The organism is Dyella sedimenti, assembly GCF_022760995.1.
Classification (GTDB): Bacteria; Pseudomonadota; Gammaproteobacteria; order Xanthomonadales; family Rhodanobacteraceae; genus Dyella; species Dyella sedimenti.
In genome coordinates this window covers 152382-172836 of sequence record NZ_JAKWJO010000002.1, presented here as the reverse complement: position 1 = coordinate 172836, position 20455 = coordinate 152382, and the positions used below count along the sequence as shown (strand labels likewise).

General features: G+C 68.5%; 19 protein-coding genes. 5 read left to right on the top strand and 14 right to left on the bottom strand.

The features are described 5' to 3' along the window. Positions 1 to 6 precede the first annotated feature (6 nt). Complete coding sequence (locus MJ605_RS06020) at positions 7 to 708, top strand: glutathione S-transferase family protein (RefSeq protein ID WP_243040202.1); 702 nt, start codon at positions 7 to 9, stop codon at positions 706 to 708. Here MJ605_RS06020 and MJ605_RS06015 read toward each other — a convergent pair. From MJ605_RS06015 to MJ605_RS05975, 9 genes are all read right to left on the bottom strand, one after another. Then, positions 665 to 1153, bottom strand: a complete 489-nt coding sequence (locus MJ605_RS06015; RefSeq protein WP_243040196.1) for a hypothetical protein — start codon at positions 1151 to 1153, stop codon at positions 665 to 667. The genes MJ605_RS06020 and MJ605_RS06015 overlap by 44 nt on opposite strands. Continuing rightward, entirely contained in the window at positions 1150 to 2028 is an 879-nt protein-coding gene (locus MJ605_RS06010) for an FAD:protein FMN transferase (RefSeq protein WP_243040195.1), read from the bottom strand. The genes MJ605_RS06015 and MJ605_RS06010 overlap by 4 nt, the downstream gene beginning before the upstream one ends. Next, a complete protein-coding gene (locus MJ605_RS06005; RefSeq protein ID WP_243040192.1) occupies positions 2009 to 2542 on the bottom strand; it encodes an FMN-binding protein in 534 nt (177 codons plus the stop codon). The genes MJ605_RS06010 and MJ605_RS06005 overlap by 20 nt, the downstream gene beginning before the upstream one ends. Before the next feature lie 9 nt (positions 2543 to 2551). Then, positions 2552 to 3496 carry an autotransporter outer membrane beta-barrel domain-containing protein gene (locus MJ605_RS06000; protein ID WP_243040190.1) on the bottom strand — a complete coding sequence of 315 codons (945 nt, stop codon included), beginning with the start codon at positions 3494 to 3496 and terminating at the stop codon, positions 2552 to 2554. Positions 3497 to 3851: 355 nt separating this feature from the next. Beyond that, the gene (gene ubiE, locus MJ605_RS05995; RefSeq protein WP_243040187.1) at positions 3852 to 4607 is read right to left on the bottom strand and encodes a bifunctional demethylmenaquinone methyltransferase/2-methoxy-6-polyprenyl-1,4-benzoquinol methylase UbiE; all 756 of its coding nucleotides are present in this window, start codon (positions 4605 to 4607) and stop codon (positions 3852 to 3854) included. Positions 4608 to 4668: 61 nt separating this feature from the next. Next, a complete protein-coding gene (locus tag MJ605_RS05990) occupies positions 4669 to 6033 on the bottom strand; it encodes a metal-dependent hydrolase family protein (RefSeq protein ID WP_243040186.1) in 1365 nt (454 codons plus the stop codon). An 80-nt stretch (positions 6034 to 6113) separates the two neighbouring features. Beyond that, entirely contained in the window at positions 6114 to 8750 is a 2637-nt protein-coding gene (gene plsB, locus MJ605_RS05985) for a glycerol-3-phosphate 1-O-acyltransferase PlsB (RefSeq protein WP_425600984.1), read from the bottom strand. Positions 8751 to 8921: 171 nt separating this feature from the next. Continuing rightward, positions 8922 to 9893 (bottom strand): hypothetical protein, encoded by a 972-nt coding sequence (locus tag MJ605_RS05980; protein WP_243040185.1) that lies wholly within the window; start codon positions 9891 to 9893, stop codon positions 8922 to 8924. A gap of 284 nt (positions 9894 to 10177) precedes the next feature. Beyond that, positions 10178 to 11080 carry a 5'-nucleotidase, lipoprotein e(P4) family gene (locus MJ605_RS05975; protein ID WP_243040183.1) on the bottom strand — a complete coding sequence of 301 codons (903 nt, stop codon included), beginning with the start codon at positions 11078 to 11080 and terminating at the stop codon, positions 10178 to 10180. 139 nt (positions 11081 to 11219) lie between these two features. Between MJ605_RS05975 and MJ605_RS05970 the strand changes: the two genes are divergently transcribed. After that, positions 11220 to 12248 carry an AI-2E family transporter gene (locus MJ605_RS05970; protein ID WP_243040175.1) on the top strand — a complete coding sequence of 343 codons (1029 nt, stop codon included), beginning with the start codon at positions 11220 to 11222 and terminating at the stop codon, positions 12246 to 12248. Between the two features lie 4 nt (positions 12249 to 12252). On the opposite strand, the gene bluB is transcribed toward MJ605_RS05970, so the two are convergent. Further along, positions 12253 to 12966, bottom strand: a complete 714-nt coding sequence (bluB, locus tag MJ605_RS05965; protein WP_243040165.1) for a 5,6-dimethylbenzimidazole synthase — start codon at positions 12964 to 12966, stop codon at positions 12253 to 12255. Between the two features lie 5 nt (positions 12967 to 12971). Beyond that, positions 12972 to 14951 (bottom strand): UvrD-helicase domain-containing protein, encoded by a 1980-nt coding sequence (locus MJ605_RS05960; RefSeq protein WP_243040163.1) that lies wholly within the window; start codon positions 14949 to 14951, stop codon positions 12972 to 12974. Between the two features lie 118 nt (positions 14952 to 15069). Between MJ605_RS05960 and MJ605_RS05955 the strand changes: the two genes are divergently transcribed. The 3 genes from MJ605_RS05955 to MJ605_RS05945 all read left to right on the top strand — a co-directional run bounded on the left by MJ605_RS05955 (position 15070) and on the right by MJ605_RS05945 (position 17419). Further along, on the top strand, positions 15070 to 15912 hold the full coding sequence (locus tag MJ605_RS05955) for a tetratricopeptide repeat protein (RefSeq protein WP_243040161.1): 843 nt from the start codon (positions 15070 to 15072) through the stop codon (positions 15910 to 15912). Positions 15913 to 15993: 81 nt separating this feature from the next. Further along, positions 15994 to 16620, top strand: coding sequence for a thymidine kinase (locus MJ605_RS05950; protein ID WP_243040159.1), 627 nt, complete (start codon positions 15994 to 15996; stop codon positions 16618 to 16620). Positions 16621 to 16654: 34 nt separating this feature from the next. Continuing rightward, on the top strand, positions 16655 to 17419 hold the full coding sequence (locus MJ605_RS05945) for a hypothetical protein (protein WP_243040158.1): 765 nt from the start codon (positions 16655 to 16657) through the stop codon (positions 17417 to 17419). Positions 17420 to 17534: 115 nt separating this feature from the next. On the opposite strand, the gene mutM is transcribed toward MJ605_RS05945, so the two are convergent. The 3 genes from mutM to MJ605_RS05930 all read right to left on the bottom strand — a co-directional run bounded on the left by mutM (position 17535) and on the right by MJ605_RS05930 (position 20450). Then, entirely contained in the window at positions 17535 to 18362 is an 828-nt protein-coding gene (mutM, locus tag MJ605_RS05940; protein ID WP_243040156.1) for a bifunctional DNA-formamidopyrimidine glycosylase/DNA-(apurinic or apyrimidinic site) lyase, read from the bottom strand. A gap of 123 nt (positions 18363 to 18485) precedes the next feature. Next, positions 18486 to 19895 carry an NADP-dependent phosphogluconate dehydrogenase gene (gene gndA, locus MJ605_RS05935; protein ID WP_243040154.1) on the bottom strand — a complete coding sequence of 470 codons (1410 nt, stop codon included), beginning with the start codon at positions 19893 to 19895 and terminating at the stop codon, positions 18486 to 18488. Between the two features lie 66 nt (positions 19896 to 19961). Continuing rightward, on the bottom strand, positions 19962 to 20450 hold the full coding sequence (locus MJ605_RS05930; RefSeq protein ID WP_243040152.1) for a hypothetical protein: 489 nt from the start codon (positions 20448 to 20450) through the stop codon (positions 19962 to 19964). Between the last annotated feature and the right edge of the window lie 5 nt (positions 20451 to 20455).

Genomic DNA, 20455 nt, shown 5'->3' with positions numbered 1-20455 from the left:
GAGCCGATGCCGATCCTGTATATCGCCAACAAGAACTATTCATCGTGGTCGCTGCGCCCCTGGGTGCTGCTGAGCGAACTGGGCCTGCCGTTCGAGGAGCGGCTGCAGGTGTTCGGCCCGGGTTCCAACTGGGACGTCTTTCGCCGCTTCTCGCCCAACGGCCGCGTGCCATGCCTGGTGGACGGCGATACCGCGGTATGGGATTCGCTGGCGATCACCGAGTACCTCGCGGAAAGCCATCCGGCCGTCTGGCCGTCCGATCGTGCGGCGCGTACCTGGGCGCGCTGTGCCGCGGCGGAGATGCATGCCGGCTTTGCCACGCTGCGCGAGCAGTGCGGCATGAATTGCGGCATCCGCGTGCGCCTGCGCGAGGCCGGTCCCGCCTTGCGGGCGGACGTGGCGCGCATCGTCGAATTATGGAACGAGGGCCTGGCCCGCTTCGGCGGCCCGTTCCTGGCAGGGCCGGCGTTCACCGCAGTCGATGCGTTCTTCGCGCCGGTGGTGTTCCGCGCGCAGACCTATGGCCTGATGATCGAAGGTCCCGCTTCGGACTATGCCCGGCGGATGCTGGCGCTGCCGTCGATGCGGCGCTGGTATGACGCGGCACTGGCCGAGGCCTGGCGCGACCAGGGCCATGAGGGCGACGTCCTGCGCCATGGCGACATCATCGAGGATCGGCGTGCGCCGGCCCTCGACGCTCGCCGGTAAGCGGCCGCCGCCGCCGGCCGAGCACGATGTGCGTCGCCACCACGAAGGGCAGTGTCAGCCCGACGATCCAATGGACCGTGGCCACGCCGTCGTGCCAGTCGTCATCCACCAGGTAGTAGATCAGGTAGCCGCCGAGGATCTGCGCCAGCAGCACCGCCACGCCCGCGCCGCCGGACCAGCGGTGCCGCCCGGCATGCCAGCCGCCCACGATATGGGCGCTCCATGCCATGCCGAAGGTCCACAGCATGGCGAACGCGAAGGCGCCATGCACGCGCAGCCACCAGATTTCCAGTGGGTGGGGCTGCGGCCCGAACGGGCCGGGCTGCTGCAGGCCATAGTGAAACAGCAGCCAGCCCACGCCGCTCGACCATAGGCCCAGGCCCACCGCATAGCAGAAGCGCCGGCGGCGCGGCGACAGCCGCAAGGGTCCGCGTGGCGGGGTCATGCCGCCGCTCCCAATGAGCGCCAGCCATGGACGTCATCGTGCCGGTAGGCGACCGCGCCATGGCGGACCAGCAGCGGCAAGGCATCGTCGCCCATCGCCATCACCACTTTCGTCAAGGCGTCGGCATACAGGCCTTCCGGCGCCAGCACGCTCACGCTGCATGGCGGCCCCAACGCATCGCCCCGGCGACCGTCCCAGTGGGCGACCGCCGCGTGGCCGTTGTGGCGGCGCACGTCGGGGCGATTGCTGCTGGTCGCCACCGCGCCTTCGCCGATCTCGACCAGGGCGAGCGTGTCGCTGCGGCCCCGGCCATCGTGCAGCGCAATGCAATGCGGACCGTGCCCCAACGTCACCAGGTCGCCGCCCGCATCCACCCGGCCTTCGAGTACGCCATGGCGGCGCAATGCGGCGGCGGCGCAATCGGCGGCATAACCCTTGGCGATGCCGCCGAGGTCGATCCATAGTGGCCGCAGGAAACGTACCGCGTCGTCCTCGATGCGCACGTCGCGGAAACTCGCCGCGGGATCGGGCCACGGTGCACCGGCGGGAGGCGGCAGCAGGCCCGCGCTAACCCAGCGCCCGGCGAGGGTGATGTCGAAGGCGCCCTCGCTGGCATGCGACAAGGCCCGCGCGGCATGAATCACCGCCAGCGTATGCCGGTCCACGGCTACGGCGTGGCGGTGGGCCTCGCGGTTCAAGCGCGCCACGTCGCTATCGGCCGTGCGGAAGCTCATCAGGGCGTGCACTTGCGCGACTTCCTGGAAAGCATGCGAGATCGCCCGCTGCGCACTGGCCCCGGGCCGGCACCGGTCCACGCGGATGGCGACGCGGGTGCCCAGCCACGGCTGGGCGCGCTCAAGCGGCAGGCTTGCCAAGCACGAGCGCATAGGTGGCCAGCAGGCGCTTGACGCCTTCGGTGATGTGCTTGCACGACAGCGTGGCGGCGGAGATGTTCTGGATGTCCTTGTCCAGCTTCAGCGTCGCGCCGTGCTGCTTGCCCGTGAACTGCGCGCGCCAGGCGGCGTTGCGGATCTCGTCGCCGTAGCTCTCGTTGTATTGCAAGATCTCCACGTCCTTCACCGCCCCGGTAGCGTCCAGCCCGAGCGCGAAGGTGATGAACTCGTGGCGGCCCAGCACCTCGTCCACGATGAACAGCTCGCCCGCGGCGCCGCGCCAGACCTGCAGGCGGGTGGAAAAGGGTTTCACGCCGGAGGCCTGGGCGATCGCACGCAATTGCTCGGGCGCGAGGATCACTTCCTCGTGGGTGAAGGCCAGGCCCGGGAACATCAGTTCGCGCGCCTGGTCGGCGCTGAGGTAGGTGGTGGCGTGCAGCGCGGGCGCGGCGATCACCAGCGCGGCGGCGGGCAGCAGGTGGAAACGGTGGTCCATGGCGTCCCCCTACTCGAAGCTGTAGCCGACTTTGAGGCGGATGCCGTCCCAGCGCGTATGCTCGTCGCCGTACAGCATGTTGTGGTGCTTCTGGTGGTCCTGCTCGGCGCTGTAGGTGATCGAATCCACCTGCCGCAGCGCGCTCAGCGTGAAGAACCAGCGCTTGCCGCCGTAGTGGATGTTGGGGCCGAGGAAGAACGCCGTGTGTTCCTGGTGGCTGTGCGCCAGCGAATAGCCGCTGTATTCGTTGTGGTTGCGCAGTTCCAGGCCCACCGACCAGTTCGGCGCGAAGCGGTAGCTGGCGCCGAGGTCGATCTCCGCATAGGTGATCTTCTGCCGGCGGCTGTCGGGCATCTCGTCGGGCATGGCCGGGTCGACCAGGTTGCTGGCGCGTTCCCGTTCCGGCTCGATCATCAGGTTGGCGGCGAGGGTGAGCCGGTCGTCCAGGAAGTTCTTCTGCACGATGGCGCGGAATTCCAGGCCGCGCTCGCGCTGACCGTATTCCGGCTCCAGGTAGAAGGCCAGGCCGATCGGGTCCTTGAACGGACTGAGCACGCGCCAGAGCATCTCCACCGACACGCCATCGAAGCGCGAGCCGCTGTAGGAGCGTGAAGCATCGTGGTTCCAGGGCAGGTCCAGCCCTTCGGTCGCATGGCGCACGCTATTGCCGTGCGCGTACTGGTAGGAATAGTTGAGGTAGCCGCCCAGCTGCACGTTGTCGCTGAGGCCGTATTCGTATTCGGTGCGCAGGTTGAAGTCATCGAAGTGGCGATAGGCCTGGCCGCGGCGATCGGTGATCCATTGCTCCACCTCGCTCTTGCCGCGAGGCAGCGTATCGGTGGTGTAGACGTAGCCGAACACGGCTTCGCCCGCTGGCGTGGCCGGTGCATAGGCGGCGATCGCCGCCAGCGCGATGGCGAGCGAAGGCCATGGAAAGGAATGGCGTCGAGCCATGGGATTCCCCTGTAACGAGAGTGGTTCTCGTTTCGATCCTTTCCGCGGGATCGGGCAGCGTCAATGCGGCAAGACAGTGGGAAGAGGGGGATGGCCGAGGTGGCGGCCGTGCATCGGCATCATCGCGGCGGGAACGCCGGAACCGCGCAGCGGCGCCATCGGTGGCGTGGCATCAGCGCATCCGTCATGCGCTTATGGTATTTGCCCGGCGATGTCGCCAGATGGCGGCCTACGCGAGCGTGCAGTGGGGCCTGTTGAAGATGCCGTAGTTGTCGTACGGCTGCCTAGGCGATCACTGACACGAAGATGAGGCAGGCATGTCGGGCTCGCCGACTGGCGAGGCGGAACCGTCCGCTCAGAACTTGTAGCCGCGATGGATGGCGACGATGCCGTTGCTCAGGTTGCGCACATCCACGCGGCCGAAGCCGGCGCGTTCCATCATGCCCTTGAGGGTAGCCTGGTCGGGGTGCTTGCGGATCGACTCGGCCAGGTACTGGTAGCTGTCGGCGTCGCCGGCGAACAGCTGGCCAAGCCTGGGCAGCACCTTGAAGGAATGGAAATCGTAGAGCCTGCCGAACAGCTCGCTCTGCACCCGCGAGAATTCCAGCACCAGGGCGCGGCCGCCGGGCTTGAGCACGCGGCAGATGTCGGCCAGCGCCTTGTCCTTGTCGGTGACGTTGCGCAGGCCGAAGGCCATGGTCACCGCGTCGAAGCTGTTGTCGGGGAAGGGCAGGCATTCGGCGTTCAGCTGGGCCCAGCGCAGGCCGGCGACCAGCCCGCGGTCGGTCAGGCGGTCGCGGCCCACGCCGAGCATGGCGGCGTTGATGTCGCCCACCACCACCTCGCCCTCGGCGCCGACCACCGGCTTGAGCAGCGCGGCGATGTCGCCGGTACCGCCGGCCAGGTCAAGCACGCGGTCGCCCCGGCGTACCCCGCTGACCGCCACGAAATGGCGCTTCCACAGGCGGTGGATGCCGAACGACATCAGGTCGTTCATCAGGTCGTAGCTGCGCGCGACGGAGGTGAATACCTGGCCGACGAGCTTCTGCTTCTCAGCGACGGGCACGTCGCGGAAGCCAAAGTGGGTGGTCTGGGGCTGCTGTTCGCTCATCCGCGCATGGTAGCGGATCGGGCGGCCCTGCACCCAGGCGGGAGGCCTGCAGGAGCGGGGTTCAATCGGCCAGGGCTTCGCCGGGCGCCTTGTAGACCACGCCGTCCTTCATCACGAAGCTGACCTTCTGCATCAGGGTGATGTCGTCCAGCGGGTTGCCGGGCACGGCGATCACGTCGGCGACGCGGCCTACCGCGATCTGGCCCAGCTCGTTCTGCCTGTGCAGCAGCTCGGCGGCATGGGTGGTGGCGGCCTGCAGCACGAACATCGGTGGCATGCCGGCCTGCACCATGTATTCGAATTCCCTGGCGTTCTGGCCGTGTGGGTACACCGCCGCGTCGGTGCCGAAGGCGATCTTCACGCCGGCCTTGTAGGCCTTGCCGGCGGTGGCCTGGATGATCGGTCCCACCTGCAGCGCCTTGGCCGCCACCTGCGGCGGGTAATAGCCGGGCTTGGCGGCCATTTCCTGCACGTACTTGCCGGCGATGATGGTGGGCACGTACCAGGTGCCATGCTCCTTCATCAGCTTCATGTCCTCGTCGCTCATGAAGGTGCCGTGCTCGATCGAGTCCACGCCGGCCAGCACGGCGCGGCGGATGGCCTCGGCGCCATGCGCGTGCGCGGCCACGGTGAAGCCGTAGTCGTGCGCGGCGGTGACCACGGCCTTGATCTCCTCCAGGGTCATCTGCGCGTTGTCGGCGCTGGCGCTCTCGTCGAGCACGCCGCCGGAGGGCATGATCTTGATGACGTCCACACCGTCCTTGTAGTGCTGGCGCACGGCCTTGTAGGCATCCTCGGGGCTGTTGATGATGCCGTCCTTCGGACCGGGATCGCCGGCCAGGTCCATGCGGTAGCCGTCGGTGGGATCGGCGTGGCCGCCGGTAGTGCCGATCGGCTTGCCGGCGGTGAAGATGCGCGGGCCCGGCACCAGGCCGGCGTTGATGGCATTGCGCAGCGCGATCGATTCGTTGTCGCCGTCGCCCAGGTTGCGCACCGTGGTGAAGCCGGCCAGCAGGGTGCGGCGCGCATAGACGGTGGAGCGGATCGCGTAGTCGGCGGTGTTCCAGCGGAACTGGTCGGTGTAGCCGGTGGGGCTGGTCTCGGAGGTGAGGTGGGTGTGCGCGTCGATCAGGCCGGGCAGGCAGGTCGCGTTGAGGAGGTTGCGATAGGCGAAGTTGGCCTGCGCCGCCCTGGCGGCATCCTCGTAGGGCTTGGGATCGATCGCGCCAGGCTTGATCTCCTTCACGCGCTTGCCCTCGATCACCAGGGTGGTCTCGCCCAGCAGCCGGCCCGCCGCCGTGTCCACCACGTGCGCGCAGCGCAGCACGGTGACGTCGTGGTCGCTACGGATGACGTTGTCGCTGGCGGCGAAGGCGGGCGTGAGCGCGAGCGCGGTGGCGAGGGCAAAGGCAACGCGTGTGGTCATGGTGGGCTCCCCGAGGTGAAGCATCCATCTTAGGGGAGCGATCCATGGGCACAGGGGTGACTTTCGGCACCCCTTCCGTGTCAGTCCTTGCTGGCCGGGCCGGCGTCTTCCGGCACCGTCGCCGCCTCGGCCGGCGCATGCTCGTGGTGTTCGGCGGCCACGTGGCGCTCGTGCAGCGCCTCGCTGGTGGCATCCGCCGGTACCGGCTTGCCGGCGGCGTCCCTGTCGCCGTCGCCGCCCGGGGTGATCTTGAGGATCGAGTGGCGCACCTCGCGCGAAAGGATCACGCGCGCATCGCGCACCATGTCCTCCAGCGCGCGGTCGTAGTCGAGCTTGCCGGCGTCGTCGGTCCACACGATGCGGTTCTCGCGCAGCTTCTGGATGAAGCCGCGGAACAGCGCCTTGTCGAAGAACTCCGGCGCCGACAGCTCGTTGAGCAGGCTCAGGCGCTGCGCGGTGAGTGCGCAGGCATTCTCCAGCTCGGCGGCGGTCAGGGTATGCGGGCCGTTCTTCACCAGCGCGGCGATGGTGATGTAGTAGCGCTCGAAGGCCTGGATCAGGCTGCGCGCGATGATCTTGAGCTGGAACGCCGCGTCGTCCTGGCCCGGCCCGCGTTCGAGCACGCGGCCCTCGCCGGTGGCTTCCAGCAGGCCGCGGCGCACGAAGAAGTCGATGGTGGCCTGCAACTGCTGGCAGAAGCCCTCACTGTCCCAGGGCAGGAACAGTTCGCCCTGGATGAACGGGTAGATGATGCGGCCCAGGCGCTGCACCGAGGCGCGCGACATGCGGCGGTTGTTGAGGAAGCAGCAGGCCACCCAGGCGGCGGTAGCCGTCAGATGCAGCACGTTGTTGCGGAAATAGCTGAGCAGCACCGCCTGCTCGCCCTCGGTGACCAGCACGTCGCCCAGCGGATGCCGCACGCGGCGGATCCAGCCCATCTGCTCGCCGTAGGCGACGATGCCGGGCGGGTCCATCGAGGTGAGCGTCATGCGGTCGGAGTAGGGCAGTGCTTCCAGCAGCGCCTTCATCAGTTCCAGCTGCGCCAGCAGGTCGTTCTCCGCCATCGCGTGCTTGGGGGTGGCGAGGATAGCCAGCGCGAGCAGGTTGATCGGGTTCACGTCCGCCGCGCGGTTGATGTTGACCTGGATGCGCTCGGCCAGGTCGTCCACCACCCGGTTGAGCCATTCGGGCTTGGCATCCGGGTCGTTGGCGGCGGCGCGCCAGCCGGGGCTGGCCGCCTCCAGCAGCGGGTTGAGCTCGATCGGCTCGCCGAAGTTGAGCGCCACGTGGCCGTAGCGCTGGCGCAGCACCTTCAGTCCGCGCAGCAGGCCCAGCAGCGATTCCTTCTCCTTGGGTTTGCCGGAGAGTTCGCCGATGTAGCTCGTGCCTTCCATCAGCTTCTCGTAGCCGATGTACACGGGCTGGAACAGCACCGGGCGGCGCGGCGCGCGCAGGAAGGCGCGCACGGTCATCGCCAGCATGCCGGCGCGCGGCGCCAGCAGGCGGCCGGTGCGCGAGCGGCCACCCTCGATGAAGTACTCGATGGGCACGCCGCGGTCGATCAGCTGCGCGAGGTATTCGTTGAACACCACCGGGTACAGCGCGTTGCCCTTGAAGCTGCGGCGCAGGAAGAACGCGCCGCCGCGGCGCAGGATCGGGCCGATGCCGGGCAGGTTGAGGTTCACGCCCGCGGCGATGTGTGGCACCACCACGCCGGACATGTGCAACTGGTAGGACAGCAGCAGGTAGTCGGCATGGCTGCGGTGGCAGGGCACGTACACCACTTCGTGGCCCGGCGCGGCGGCGCGGGCCTTGTCGAAGTGGTGCATGGCGATGCCGTCGTACAGCTTGTTCCAGAAGTTGGAGAGCAGGAACGACACCGAGCGCACCACTGGGTGCGAATAGTCCGCGGCGATCTCCATCACCATGTCGTGCGCGCGGCGCCAGGCCTTGGCGTGGCTGATGTTTTCCTTCGCGGCGACGGCGGCGATGGCGGTGCGCACCGGCTCGGCGTTGAGCACGGCATCGACCACCGTGCGCCGGTGCGACAGGTCCGGCCCGATCACCGCGGCGCGGATGCGCCGGAAATGGGTGCGCAGCACGCGGGCGATCTTGCGGGTGAGGCGCTCGGGGCGGATCTCGCCCGCCTCGTTCACCACCGTGCGCAGCGACACCGGCGTGGAGAAGTGCACCACCGTGTCGCGGCCGTTGAGCAGCAGCGCCAGCATGCGGCGGAAGCGGCCCACCACCACCCAGTTCTCGGAAAACAGCACGCTGAACCAGCCCGACTCGCGGGTGGGCGCGCGGCCGACGTAGATGGAGACCGGCACGATCTGGATATCGCGCGCCGGGTCGCCATCCAGCGAGCGCACCAGTTGGCCCAGCGGCTCGTTGGGCGAGCGCTGGCGGTTGCGTCCGAACAGCCAGCCATCGCGGCGGGCCAGGGCGAATACCGAGCGCTTGCGGCGGGTGCCGGACAGCGGCTGCATGGGCGTGGGCAGGCCGGCCTCGCGGCAGGCGCGGTCCAGGATCAGCGCATCGGAAAAGCCGTCGCGCTCGATCACGTAGCACACCGGCACGCCGGCCTGGAGCAGGGCGGCGGGTTCGGCGGGATCGCGGCGGATGCGCACCCAGGGTTCGAGCAGGTGCCCGGCGAGGTTGAACCACCAGGGCGCGCGGCTACGGGCGGGAGTGTCCGTGGTCGACATATTCAGCATAGGCAGATTGTAACCGGTGGCTCGAAATATCCCCGATGGGGCCGTCATGCTGGGTTCCGCCGTACGCGGCGGACCCTAGCACGCGAATGTGCCGGGAGCATCTGCCCCGGGCCGGCCTCAGAGCCTGTTCACGATCTCCCCGCGGGCTACGGGGAGATCGTGAACAGGCTCTCAGTGCCCGGCGCCGGCCGGGCGCGACAGGGCCTGGAGGCTGCTGGGCGGCGCGCTGCTGCCGGCGGGCGGCGGCGCCAGCAGGCGGGCGTGCGCATCGCGCACGTTCTGCAGCATGTCGGCGCTGTACCAGCGGCCGTCCTGCAGGATCAGATCCGACTCGGTGGACAACGGCTTGCCCAGCAGCACATAGTCGATGCGCACGTGCGCATGGCCGTTGCGGTTCTCCAGCGTGGTGACCTTCACCGAATCGAGCGTGGCGTCGATCGACAGCCCGTAGATCGCCAGCGCCTGCTTGATGCCCAGGAAGCCCGCGCTGTACTTGCGCATGGCCGTATCGAAATCCATCGCGCGCAACTGCTCGGGCGTCTTCAGGTCGAGCTTGCGCGCCGTATCCACCGCGATGGCGATGGCCTGCCGGGCCTTGCCCTGGTCGAACCAGGGTGCCTGCTGCGCCCACGGTGCCAGCACGTTGATGACCTCGGTGACCTGCTGCTTCTGGGTATTGGTGAGCTCCTTGCTCTGCGCCACGCCGGTGGCCGCGATCGCCTGCGCGATGCCGATCATCACCGGCAACTGGTCGTGATACTGCTGCTGCAGCTGGATCAGTCTGGGCTTGGCCAGCGCATAGAGCTTGTTCTCCGCGTCCGGCTCGGTCAGCTGCTGCATGTTCCTGATGAACTCGGCGCGGTCCTCGGGGGAGATCGGGTGCTCGTCGGGGCGCGGGCGCGTCCAGTCGGCGCGCAGGGTGTCGTAATCGGCCGGCGGCAGGGCGTGCTTCCAGAAGCCGGCGAAGTCGCCCGCCTTGACCAGGGCCGCCGATTGCTGCACCGAGGCTTCCGGCGTGTCGCCGCCCGCCACGACGGGTGGGGATGGGCGCGGATGCGCGTTGATGAGCAGGGCGGCGATCGTGGCCAGTACGAGCAGGGCGACGAACGCGCCGACGGCGTAGAAGACGGAGGAGCGACGCATGGGGTCTCGACAGGTAATGCCCGTGGCCCTTAGGGGCCGGGGCGGCCACCGGGAGGGTAAGGGCGTGAGCTTGGCGTGAACAAGAGCCGGACGACCAGGCTGTGTGTCAGCGCAAAAGAAAACCCCGCGGGCGTTGGCCTCGCGGGGTAATCCGGCAGTGCCGGAAGGGAAATGGCCTTGCCTGCGGAATTATCAAGGTCAGCAGGTGTTGGCGGGGAAGATCTTACTTCCCCGTTAAAGTTAAGGCAATACTTTAGATATAAGCACGCAACTTATTGATTGAATTAGTTGTAACGCAGCGATTGAATCTTCTGCCGGCGGCGCTCCTCGCGCGGGGCCGTCCAGTCATTATTGAACAAGGCCGGCTCCCAGGCACCATAGGTGGGGTTGGGCAGCACGAACCAGCGGGTGCCGATCCAGCCCATGTAAGGCGCCATGGCCTTCTCGCGACCCTCGGCATTATTGGCCAATACGCTGGCAAAATCGCCGATCTGGTCGCCAAATTGCATCAGGACGCGGTATTTGCGGCTGATCAGCTGGCGGCGGCAGCCCTTCTCGGTGCCGACCTGCTCGCAATCCTCGACGAAGGTGCCCAGGCCCAGGAAGGCATCCGGTCCCGACACCGGCAGGCCTTCCTTGCGCAGGTTGGCCAGGGTGACCTGGTCCAGGTCCTTGGCGCGGTTGGAGATATAGATCACCGCGATGCCGTGCTTGGCGGCGAACTGGGTGAACTCCACCACGCCGGGCAGGGCGCGGGCGCGCTGCTCGTTGCACCAGGCAGCCCAGTCGGCCTCGTTGTATTCGCCGCCGCTCTTCACCAGGCGGGCCTGGTAGGGCGAGTTGTCCAGCACGGTCTCGTCGATGTCCAGCACCACCGCAGGCTTCAGGCCCTGGATGGGGGCGACGCGGTCGTCTTTGGGCAGGGCGTCCCAGGTGGGGTCCGCCAGGGCGGCCAGCAGGCGCGACTCGGCGTCGCGGTAGGTCTGCAGGTAGATCAGGTCGTGCTCGATCGCGGTCTGGGTCCAGGCCACCGCGTTGAGGTTGTCGTCGGCCGGCGTGGCTGGCGCCGCTGCGGCGGCGGGCGGCGGCGTCTGAGCGGTGGGGGCGGCGGGCGCCTTGGCGGGCTGGGTGGAGCAACCGGCAAGCAGGACCAGGGCGGCAAGAGCCGCCGGCAGGCGAACGGACATGAAGGGATTCCCGTATGAGACAGAACGATCAGGATCGGACAAGTTTACGACAGGGCCGTGTCGATCCTGCGCTCGGGGCTGGTAGGTGTCACGGTCTGCTGACAGACTCGGGCTGCCCTGACTGGACGCATGAACTTGCATGGAATCCCATTCGCCGATCCGCCCGCCGTCGTTCGCCGTCCGCCTGACCAGCTATGTGCTGGCCGGCGCCACGCTGGCGCTGGTGCTGGGGCTGCACCTGCTGCCGGCCCTGTTCGCCGGCCTGCTGGTCTATGAACTGGTGCAGTCCACCGCGCCGTTGCTGGGCAAGCGCGTGCCCAGCGACCGCGCGCGCGTGCTGGTGGTGGCCGTGCTCGCGGCCATCGTGGTAGGGCTGCTGGTGCTGCTGATCCTCAGCGCGGTGAGCTTCCTGCGCAACGAGATCGGCAACCCCGAGGTGCTGTGGCAGGAACAGCTGATGCCGCTGGTGGAGAAGGCTCGCGAGCAACTGCCCGCCGCCGTGGTGGGCTGGCTGCCCGACACGGTGGACGACCTGCGCATGATGGCGATGGAGCTGACCCGCAGGCATTCGGTCAGCCTGCAGACCATCGGCAAGGAGGCGGCGCGGGTATTCGTGCACATCCTGATCGGCATGGTGCTGGGCGCCATCGTGGCGCTGAGCCGGGCACGCCCGGCGCACCAGGTGGGCCCGCTGGCCACCGCGCTGGGCCTGCGCGCGCAGCGCCTGGCCGAGGCGTTCCACAACATCGTGTTCGCGCAGATCAAGATCTCGCTGCTCAACACGGTGTTCACCGCGATTTTCCTGCTTGGCGTGCTGCCGCTGATGGACATCCACGTGCCGCTGGCCAAGACCCTGGTGGTGGTTACCTTCGTGGTCGGCCTGCTGCCGGTGATCGGCAACCTCATCTCCAACACCGCCATCACCATCGCCGGCCTGTCGATCTCGCTGGGCGTGGGCGTGGCCGCGCTGGGCTTCCTGATCCTGATCCACAAGCTCGAATACTTCCTCAACGCGCGCATCGTCGGCGGGCAGATCCGCGCCCGCGCCTGGGAGCTGCTGGTGGCGATGCTGGTGATGGAGGCGGCCTTCGGCCTGCCGGGATTGATCGCGGGGCCGATCTACTACGCCTACCTCAAGAGCGAGCTGGAGGCCGAGCGGCTGATCTGATCGTTCAGCCAGGCGGCTCGGCGCCGGTGGCGCGCACGGCGTCCAGCAGCGGGCCGTCGGCCAGCGGCTCGTCCCAATGGTTGCCGTGCATCAGCTCCGCCAGCGGCAGGCGTGCGCGCCAGCCGGCGGTTTCCAGTTCGGGACGGGCGAGGAACTGGCTGACGTAGCCCAGGCACAGGTAGGCCACCGGCACCACGTGGGCGGGCAGGCCCAGCAGCCCGGCCAGTTCGCCGGGGTCGACGATGCTGACCCAGCCCACGCCGATGCCCTCGGCGCGCGCGGCGAGCCACAGGTTCTGCACCGCCAGGCAGGTGCTGAACAGGTCGGCGTCCAGCATGGTGTTGCGCCCCAGCACGTGCGGTCCACCGCGCGTACGGTCGCAGGTGATGCACAGGTTGATGGGGCTGTCGAGGATGCCTTCGAGCTTCAGTCGCCGGTACAGCGCCGCGCGCTCGCCCTCGAAGCGGTCCGCGGCCTGCGTGTTGGCGCGTTCGTACAGCGCCTTCACCGCCTGCCTGGTGGACGGGCGGTCGATAAGGATGAAGTCCCACGGCTGCATGAAGCCGACCGAGGGCGCATGGTGCGCGGCGCGCAGCAGCCGGGCCAGCACGTCCACGGGAATGGGATCGGGCAGGAACTGCGAGCGCACATCGCGCCGCTCGTGGATGGCGCGATAGAGCCCGGCGCGCTGTTCTTCGGAAAAGGCGTGTTCGCTCATCGCGCTCAGCCCGCCAGCATGGCGGCGATCTTCGCCAGGTGCGATTCGGCCGTCTCGCGCACCACTTCCTTGTCCGCGTCCGGGTCCTTGCCTTGCCAGTGCAGGTCGTCCTGCGGCAGCTCGTGCAGGAAGCGGCTGGGCTGGTTGCTGTGCACCTCGCCGTAGCGCTTGCTCTTGGACGACCACGACAGGGTGAGCATCTCCTTGGCTCGGGTGATGCCCACGTACATCAGGCGGCGTTCCTCATCGATGCGTCCCTCGTCGATGGCGCCGTCGTGCGGCAATGTGCCTTCCTCGCAGCCGACGATGAAGACGAAGCGGAACTCCAGGCCCTTGGCCGCGTGCATCGTCATCATGCGCACGGCGTTGCCGGGCTCGTCGCGGTCGGCATGGGTGAGCAAGGCCAGCTGGGCGGCCAGGTCGCCGGTGGTGCTGTCGCTGCGCTGCATGGCGCGGAACCAGTCGGCCAGCTCGCGCAGGTTGCCCAGGCGGCGCTCGCGCAGCGCGGGATCGGTGGTGCTGGCGGCGATGTGCCCGGCATAGCCGGTGCGCTGCAGCACGGTGTCGACCAGGTCGGCCGCGCTCTGGTGCAGCGAGGCGCTGCGCAATTCGTCCATCAGCGTGGTGAAGGAGGCCAGCGCGGCGGCGGGGCGTGGGGTCAGCTGGCGCAGCACGGCATCGCTGCGCGCCGCCTCCAGCAAGGGCGCGTGGCGGGTCTGCGCGATCTGGCCCAGCTTCTCCAGCGTGGTGGCGCCGATCTCGCGCTTGGGCACGTTGACCACGCGCAGGAACGCGGCGTCATCGCTGGGATTGGTCAGCAGGCGCAGGTAGCACAGCAGGTCCTTCACCTCGGCGCGGTCGAGGAAGCTCAACGCGCCGGACAAGTGGTAGGGCACGCGCGCCAGGCGCAGCGCCTTTTCCAGCGGTCGCGCCTGGAAATTGCCACGGTAGAGGATGGCGATGTCGTGCCAGCGCGCCTTGTGCTTCTCGGCCAGCGTCGTGGCGATGGCGGCCACGCGCTCGGCCTCGTGCTCGTTGTCCCTGCATTCGAGTACGCGGATCGGCGCTCCTTCCGGATGCTCGCTCCACAGCTTCTTCACGTGCACGTGCGGGTTGTGCGCGATCAGCGCGTTGGCCGCGCGCAGGATGCGCTTGCCGCAGCGGTAGTTCTGCTCCAGCTTGATCACGCGCAGGGACGGCCAGTCCTTGCCGAGCTGCTCGATGTTCTCGGGGTTGGCGCCGCGCCAGGCGTAGATCGACTGGTCGTCGTCGCCCACGCAGGTGAAGCGGCCGCGCTCGCCCGCCAGGGCGCGCAGCAGGCGGTACTGCGCGTCGTTGGTGTCCTGGTACTCGTCAACCAGCAGGTAGCGCAGGCGCTCGCGCCAGGCCGTGCGGCACGCCTCGTCGACTTCCAGGATGCGCACCGGCAGGCGGATCAGGTCGTCGAAGTCCACCGCGTTGAACGCGGCCAGGCGCTGCTGGTAGAGCTGATAGATCGTGGCCGCGTCCAGCTCGCGCGGGCTGCGCGCGGCGGCCAGCGCCTCTTCCGGCGACAGGCCGCCGTTCTTGGCGCGGCTGATCAGGTTGCGGATGCCGAACAGCACGTCGGGCTTGATGCCCTTGGGCGCCAGTTCCTTGATGATGCCCTCGCTGTCGTCCGCGTCGAGCACCGAGAAACCCTTGCGCAGGCCCGCGCGCTCGTGCTCGATCTGCAGGAACTTGAGCCCCAGCGCATGGAAGGTGCACACGGTGAGCGCGGCGGCGTCCTCGCTGCTGAGCAGCTTGGCCACGCGCTCGCGCATTTCCTTGGCCGCCTTGTTGGTGAAGGTGATGGCGGCGATCTTCGAGGGCGCCAGCTTCCGGCGGGCGATCAGGTGCGCGATCTTCTGAGTGATCACGCTGGTCTTGCCCGACCCGGCGCCGGCCAGTACCAGCAGCGGACCGTCGCAGTGTTCGACGGCGGCCAATTGTTGGGGATTGAGCATGGGCGTGCGCAAGGGGCGGAGGCGGCGCACGATGGTAGCAGAGGGCCTCCGGCCCTCCATCCGCCCTTGTGCTATGGTGGCCCAAGCGCTTTGTCGTTTCACGGGAAAAGAGACGGACATGCACGCGATTCAGGGGATGATCGCCACGAGCCTGCTGGCATTGGCGAGCCTTGCGACCTCGGCCCAGGACGCGCCGCCCTCGGCGGCATCGATCAGTCCCGCGCAGCGAACGCAGATCGAGGCGCAGGATGAGTTGCTGTCGATTCCCAGCGTGGCATGGGAACACCTCGACCTGCGCTACCGCGACCTGGGCATCGAGGCCTATCGTGGCGGCGACAAGACACGGGCGCTCGGTTTCTTCCTCGAGGCCGCGCGCTATGCCGACAAGCCCGCCCAGGCGCTGCTGGCGGCGATGTACTGGAACGGCGACGGCACGGCGGTGGATCGGCCGCGTGCCTATGCCTGGATGGACCTGGCCGCCGACCGCGGTTACCGCGACCTGGCCCTTCAGCGCGAAGCCTACTGGAGCCGGCTCAGCGCGCAGGAGCGCGCCGAAGCCTTGCGTATCGGCAAGTCGATCTACGACGAGTATGCCGACGAGAAGGGCCTGCACCGCCTCGACATGAAGCTGGCCCGGGCCCGCAGCCAGGTCACCGGGAGCCATACCGGCTATGTCGGCATTGGCAACGTGCTGGTGCCGGGGCCGACCGGCACCGTGAGCGGCCCAGGGTTCTTCGGTGATCGGGGAGGGTCTTCGGTGCTCGACAAGAGCCTGTTCGGTGTCTACCGGTTTGACCAGGTCTACAGCGCCAACCTGACGGACGTCCAGACCTATGCCAAGTTGAAGGACCTGGAATGGACGATCAAGTCGTCCCTGCGCGGCGATGTGAAGGTGGGCGATCCCGAGATCGTGCCGATGCCCGCCGGTGCCGCGCCACACGACATTCCGCCACCAGGCTGACCCGGATCGCGTCGCGACGCTCGTGGGGGGCGGTTCCGCGGCGGCAGGCGCTACCATGGACGCCTGTTCCCGGGATCCGCTATGGCCAAGCTGTACTTCTATTACTCGGCGATGAACGCCGGCAAGACCACCACCCTGCTGCAGAGCGCCTACAACTACCACGAGCGCGGCATGCGCACGCTCATCCTCACCCCGATGCTGGACGATCGCTTCGGCGAGGGCGTGGTGGCCTCGCGCATCGGCCTGAAGGCGAACGCGCGCCGCTTCGGTAGGGACGAGGACCTGTTCGAACTGGTGCAGGCCGACGTGGCCGTGCGCGGGCCGTTGCATTGCGTGTTCGTCGACGAGGCGCAATTCCTGGGCAAGTCGCAGGTCTGGCAGCTCAGCGACGTGGTGGACAAGTTGAACGTGCCGGTGCTGGCCTATGGGCTGCGCACCGATTTTCGTGGCGAATTGTTCGAAGGCAGCCGCTATCTGCTGGCCTGGGCCGACGACCTGGAAGAGATCAAGACCATCTGCCATAGCGGCCGCAAGGCCACCATGGTGGTGCGCGTGGACGAGCATGGCCGCGCGGTGACCGAGGGCCCGCAGGTTGAGATCGGCGGCAACGACCGCTATGTCTCGGTGAGTCGCGCCGAGTTCAAGAACATCACGGAAGGCCGCGGCAGGATCGAGCTGCAACAGCCCGTGCTGCCGTTGGGCGAGTGACGGCGCGTCCCTCGCAACCACCCCAAGGAACCGCATGTCCAAGATTCCCTTTCCCGCCTGGCAGCGCCCGCATTGGCAGCCCAGCAACGAGGAAGTGCTGCTGCAATTCTACGTGTTCGGCAAGTTCCAGCCGGGCCGCGCGCCCTCCCTGGACTACGGCAGCGAAGGCCTGCCCGAGGGCGTGGAACTGACCAGCCACCACCACAGCGCGCTGCGCCAGTGGGAAGGCTATCCGCTCAAGGGCGGCCTGGGCCGCATGTTCAAGGACGACGCACCGGAGGCCTACAGGAAGGCCCTGGACGCGCCCGAGGTGCTGGTGATCCGCGGCCGCCTTCCGGACAGCGCCGACACCGGCTACCTGCGCGACACCCTCGGCGTGCTGGCCGCGCTGCTGGACGTGGGCGGCGTCGCCATCCTCGATCCGCAGTCGCTCAGCCTCCATGACGCCGACGAATGGCGTCGCCGCTTCGTGGTGCGCGAGGGCGCGCCGATCCGCAACCACCTGTTGATCCTGCGCGATGCGGAAGAGCAAAAGGGCCGCTACTGGATCCACACCCGCGGCCTGCGCAAGTTCGGCCGCCCGGACATCAGCCTGCGCGATGTGCCCGAAGCCGACAGCGACCGCGCCGGCCTGCTGTGCGAACGCCTGGTGGAACTGGAGGCGCTGGGGGCGCATTTCAGCGACGGCCAGGAACTGGACGCCGATGGATTGCCGGGGACGCTGGTGGCGCGGCTGGGCGGTGGGTATGAGGACCCGCAGTTCAACAATACGTATGTGGAGTTTCGTTGGCCGGAGTGAGCTGGCTTGGTAAGGGGCCGCGGGATCCCGGCCTTCGCCGGGATGACGAGCAAGAGCGGACCGGGGCGAAAGGCGGTCGCGCACAGGGTGCGCTCCTACAGGGGGGGCGTGGGCGTTACCGCTGGCAACGCCCACACCAGAACGTCGACCGCTGCCCCAACACCGTCTGCCGCACCTGCGCGCCACACGCATGACAGGCCTCCCCCTCCCGCCCATACACCTGCAACTCGCGAAAGAAATACCCCGGCGCCCCATCCGGATTGATGAAATCGCGCAGGGTCGTGCCACCCCGCTCGATCGCCCAGGCCAGGATGCGCTTCACCTCCGCCGCCAACCGTGCATAGCGTGCCCGCGACACCTCGCCCGCCGGCCGGCGCGGATCGATGCCGGCCGCGAACAGCGCCTCGCTGGCGTAGATGTTGCCCACGCCGACCACCACCGCGTTGTCCATCAGGAACAGCTTCACCGCGGCCGTGCGTCCGCGCGACAGGCGCCATAGCAGATCGCCGTCGAAATCGTCGGTGAGCGGCTCGGGGCCTAGCGAGGCAAGCAGTTCATGCGTCTCGCCCGGCGCCTGCCACAGCAGGCAGCCGAAGCGACGCGCGTCGGTGAAGCGCAGCACGCGCGGTCCCTCGGTGGCGGTGGGTTCCAGGGCGATGTCCACGTGGTCGTGCTTGCCCACCAGCGCGTCCGGCGGCAGCACCCGCAGCACGCCGGTCATGCCCAGGTGCAGCAGCGCGCTGCCCGCCTGCGTATGCAGCAGCAGGTACTTGGCGCGCCGCTCCACGTCGAGGATGCGTTGCCCGGGCAGCAGTTCGCCGACTTCCGGCGGGATCGGCCAGCGCAGGTCGGGGCGGCGCAGCGTTACGCCGGTGACACGCCGGCCGAGCAGGTGTGGGGCGATGCCGCGCCGGGTGGTTTCGACTTCGGGAAGTTCGGGCACGAGGCGCCTCGGTTCTGCGGTTCAATGTGGGAGCGCACCCTGTGCGCGACGGCGTCGTCGGATCTCGCCGTTTCGCTGGGTTGTCGCGCACAGGGTGCGCTCCCACAAGGGGACGGTGTTGTGTCAGCTCCAGTCGTTGTGGAAGCTGCCGGGCTTGTCCACGCGTTCGAAGGTGTGCGCGCCGAAGTAGTCGCGCTGCGCCTGCAGCAGGTTGGCGGGCAACTGCTCGGCGCGGTAGCCGTCGTAGTAGGCGATGGCGGAGGAGAAGCACGGCACCGGCACGCCGGCCTTCACCGCCGCGGCCACCACGTCGCGCAGCGCGTCCTGGTACTGCGCGGCGATGTCGCGGAAGTACGGATCGAGCAACAGGTTGTTCAGCTGCGCGTCGTGCGCGTAGGCATCGGTGATCTTCTGCAGGAAGCGCGCGCGGATGATGCAGCCGGCGCGGAAGATGCGCGCGATGGTGCCGTAGGGAAGGTTCCACTGGTATTCGTCGGAAGCGGCGCGCAACTGCGCGAAGCCCTGCGCGTAGGAGACGATCTTGCTGAGGTACAGCGCGCGGCGCACGGATTCGACGAAGGCCTTGCGGTCGCCGGCGAAGCGGCCGCCCTCGGGGCCCTTGAGCACCTTGCTGGCCGCCGCGCGCTCGTCCTTCAGCGCCGACAGCAGGCGCGCGAACACCGATTCGGTGATCAGCGGCAGCGGCACGCCCAGGTCCAGCGCGCTCTGGCTGGTCCACTTGCCGGTGCCCTTCTGCGCGGCGCGGTCGAGGATGATGTCGACCATTGCCTTGCCGGTTTCCTGGTCCTTCTTGGTGAAGATGTCGGCGGTGATGCTGATGAGGTAGCTGTCCAGTTCGCCCTTGTTCCAGTCGGCGTAGACCTCGGCCAGTTCCTCGTTGGACAGGCCGAGCACGCGGTGCAGCACCGCGTAGCTCTCGGCGATCAGCTGCATGTCGCCGTACTCGATGCCGTTGTGCACCATCTTCACGTAGTGGCCGGCGCCGTTCGGGCCCATGTAGGCCACGCAGGGCTCGCCGTCCGGCGCGCGCGCGGCGATCTCGGTGAGGATGGGCGCGACCAGGTCGTAGGCCTCGCGCGGGCCGCCGGGCATGATCGAGGGGCCGTGCAGCGCGCCTTCCTCGCCGCCGGAGACGCCGGTGCCGATGAAGTGCAGACCCGCCGCGCTCATCTCGCTCTCGCGGCGCATGGTGTCCTTGAAGAAGGTGTTGCCGCCGTCGATGACGATGTCGCCCTTGTCCAGCAGCGGCTTGAGCTGCGCGAGGGTGGCGTCGGTGGGATCGCCGGCCTTGACCATCAGCAGGATGCGGCGCGGCTTTTCCAGCGAATCGACGAACTCCTGCAGGGTGTAGGTGGGCACCAGCCGCTTGCCGGGGTTCTCCGCCACCACTTCGTCGGTGCGCTCGCGGTGGCGGTTGAAGATGGACACCGCGTGGCCGCGGCTCTCGATATTGCGGGCGAGGTTGCTGCCCATCACCGCCATGCCGATCACACCGATCGCCTGCTTAGCCATGTCGTCGCTCCAGTCCGGAAGAGGGTCCCATCGATATGGGGAGCGGCCGTGCCAGTGCAAGGCCGGTCACTTGCCGTGGGGCACCGCCTGGGCCTCGTTCGTCGCCGGCCTGGGCGTGTAGCGCACCGAGATCAGCGCGACGCGATCGCCAACGCGCACGTAGCGTTGCGGCCCGGTGACCGCGGTCTCGCCGAAATCCAGCCGCTGGCCGTTCAAGCTGAGCACGGCCAGCGGCGGCACCAGGCCGATCCGGGCCGGTTCGAAGTCGCCGGCCGCTCGCCAGCCCAGGACCTCGGCGGCGGCGGTGTCGGCCAGTTCGCCCAGGCGGCCATCGTCGGCGCGGACGGCGGTGCCGTCGGTACGCCACCAGTGACCATCGCGCCTGGCGTAGTGCTCGGCCGGGCCGTTGCCGAGCTGCAGGGTCACCTCGGTCACGGCCGAGGGCGCCATGCGCAGCAACGTGCCGGGCGCTGCATCGGCGTCACGCCGCCATTGCCAGGCGGCCGCGGCCACCAGCGCCACGGCGGCGCCGGCCAGCCATAGGCGCTGGCGCATCGCCC

Bases quoted from the DNA above. Each gene is read 5' to 3' on its own strand.
- MJ605_RS06020 (WP_243040202.1), top strand. From the start codon at position 7: ATGCCGATCCTGTATATCGCCAACAAGAACTATTCATCGTGGTCGCTG.
- MJ605_RS06015 (WP_243040196.1), bottom strand. From the start codon at position 1,153: ATGACCCCGCCACGCGGACCCTTGCGGCTGTCGCCGCGCCGCCGGCGC.
- MJ605_RS06005 (WP_243040192.1), bottom strand. From the start codon at position 2,542: ATGGACCACCGTTTCCACCTGCTGCCCGCCGCCGCGCTGGTGATCGCC.
- MJ605_RS06000 (WP_243040190.1), bottom strand. From the start codon at position 3,496: ATGGCTCGACGCCATTCCTTTCCATGGCCTTCGCTCGCCATCGCGCTG.
- ubiE (WP_243040187.1), bottom strand. From the start codon at position 4,607: ATGAGCGAACAGCAGCCCCAGACCACCCACTTTGGCTTCCGCGACGTG.
- MJ605_RS05990 (WP_243040186.1), bottom strand. From the start codon at position 6,033: ATGACCACACGCGTTGCCTTTGCCCTCGCCACCGCGCTCGCGCTCACG.
- plsB (WP_425600984.1), bottom strand. From the start codon at position 8,750: ATGCTGAATATGTCGACCACGGACACTCCCGCCCGTAGCCGCGCGCCC.
- MJ605_RS05980 (WP_243040185.1), bottom strand. From the start codon at position 9,893: ATGCGTCGCTCCTCCGTCTTCTACGCCGTCGGCGCGTTCGTCGCCCTG.
- MJ605_RS05975 (WP_243040183.1), bottom strand. From the start codon at position 11,080: ATGTCCGTTCGCCTGCCGGCGGCTCTTGCCGCCCTGGTCCTGCTTGCC.
- MJ605_RS05970 (WP_243040175.1), top strand. From the start codon at position 11,220: ATGGAATCCCATTCGCCGATCCGCCCGCCGTCGTTCGCCGTCCGCCTG.
- bluB (WP_243040165.1), bottom strand. From the start codon at position 12,966: ATGAGCGAACACGCCTTTTCCGAAGAACAGCGCGCCGGGCTCTATCGC.
- MJ605_RS05960 (WP_243040163.1), bottom strand. From the start codon at position 14,951: ATGCTCAATCCCCAACAATTGGCCGCCGTCGAACACTGCGACGGTCCG.
- MJ605_RS05955 (WP_243040161.1), top strand. From the start codon at position 15,070: ATGCACGCGATTCAGGGGATGATCGCCACGAGCCTGCTGGCATTGGCG.
- MJ605_RS05950 (WP_243040159.1), top strand. From the start codon at position 15,994: ATGGCCAAGCTGTACTTCTATTACTCGGCGATGAACGCCGGCAAGACC.
- MJ605_RS05945 (WP_243040158.1), top strand. From the start codon at position 16,655: ATGTCCAAGATTCCCTTTCCCGCCTGGCAGCGCCCGCATTGGCAGCCC.
- gndA (WP_243040154.1), bottom strand. From the start codon at position 19,895: ATGGCTAAGCAGGCGATCGGTGTGATCGGCATGGCGGTGATGGGCAGC.
- MJ605_RS05930 (WP_243040152.1), bottom strand. From the start codon at position 20,450: ATGCGCCAGCGCCTATGGCTGGCCGGCGCCGCCGTGGCGCTGGTGGCC.